Here is a 1,596-nt window from a genome sequence, read left to right on the forward strand (position 1 = left end):
AGGTCAGGAGAGTCATGTCGACCGAGAACGAGTCACCGGACGTCAAGCCGCGGAGTCGCGATGTCACCGACGGCCTGGAGAAGACCGCTGCCCGAGGCATGCTGCGTGCAGTCGGAATGGGCGACGACGACTGGACAAAGTCCCAGATCGGTGTCGCGTCGTCGTGGAACGAGATCACCCCGTGCAATCTGTCGCTCGAACGCCTCGCGAAAGCGGTCAAGAAGGGCGTGCATGCAGCAGGCGGATATCCGCTCGAGTTCGGCACGATCTCCGTGTCCGACGGCATCTCGATGGGCCACGAAGGCATGCACTTCTCCCTGGTCTCGCGCGAGGTGATAGCCGACAGCGTCGAGACGGTCATGAGTGCCGAACGCCTCGACGGTTCGGTTCTACTCGCCGGCTGTGACAAGTCGCTGCCCGGAATGCTCATGGCTGCAGCACGATTGGATCTGGCGAGCGTGTTCCTCTACGCCGGTTCCACACTTCCCGGCTTCGCGACGCTGTCCGACGGCAGCGAGCATCAGGTCACCATCATCGATGCGTTCGAGGCCGTCGGCGCATGCTCGCGCGGGCTGATGTCCCGCGCCGACGTCGACACGATCGAACGTGCGATCTGCCCCGGCGAGGGCGCGTGCGGCGGCATGTACACCGCGAACACGATGGCGAGCGCCGCCGAAGCCATGGGAATGTCGTTGCCCGGCAGTGCATCTCCTCCCGCTCCCGATCGTCGACGCGACCAGTTCGCGCATGCCAGTGGCGAGGCCGTCGTCGAATTACTGCGACGTGGCATCACCGCGCGCGACATCCTGACGAAGGAAGCATTCGAGAATGCCATCGCCGTCGTCATGGCGTTCGGTGGATCGACCAACGCGGTGCTGCACCTGCTGGCAATCGCACACGAAGCCGAAGTGGAACTGACGCTCGACGACTTCACCCGCGTCGGCTCCCGCGTTCCGCACCTCGCCGACGTCAAACCGTTCGGCAAGCACGTCATGACGGACGTCGACGCCATCGGCGGAGTCCCCGTCGTCATGAAGGCACTGCTCGACGCGGGACTCATGCACGGCGACTGTCTCACCGTCACCGGAAAGACCGTGGCGGAGAACCTCGCTCACATCGCACCGCCCGATCCGGACGGAAAGGTGTTGCGCGCCATGAACGAACCGATCCACCCGACCGGCGGCATCACGATCCTCAAGGGATCGCTCGCTCCCGGCGGCGCCGTCGTCAAGTCGGCAGGCTTCGACTCCGACGTGTTCACCGGCACCGCACGGGTTTTCGAACGCGAACGCGCGGCCATGGACGCGCTCGCCGACGGCACCATCTCCGCCGGCGACGTCGTCGTCATCCGCTACGAAGGCCCCAAGGGTGGACCCGGTATGCGTGAGATGCTCGCCATCACCGGAGCGATCAAGGGCGCCGGACTCGGCAAGGACGTTCTCCTGCTGACCGACGGCCGATTCTCCGGCGGCACAACGGGACTGTGCGTCGGGCATGTCGCGCCGGAAGCCGTCGACGCCGGGCCTATCGCCTTCGTGCGCGACGGTGATCAGATCCGTCTCGACGTCGGAAAGGGGACACTCGACGTCCTCGTCG

Annotated in this window: 1 protein-coding gene; it reads left to right on the forward strand. The window is 65.5% G+C overall.

The window, feature by feature from the left end; translation table 11 throughout:
- Nucleotides 1-14 precede the first annotated feature (14 nt).
- Nucleotides 15-1,596: dihydroxy-acid dehydratase (gene ilvD / locus CHB96_RS29290; RefSeq protein WP_089253009.1), on the forward strand; the 1,582-nt coding region annotated here is incomplete at its 3' end.

The organism is Rhodococcoides kyotonense, from assembly GCF_900188125.1.
Classification (GTDB): domain Bacteria; phylum Actinomycetota; class Actinomycetes; order Mycobacteriales; family Mycobacteriaceae; genus Rhodococcoides; species Rhodococcoides kyotonense.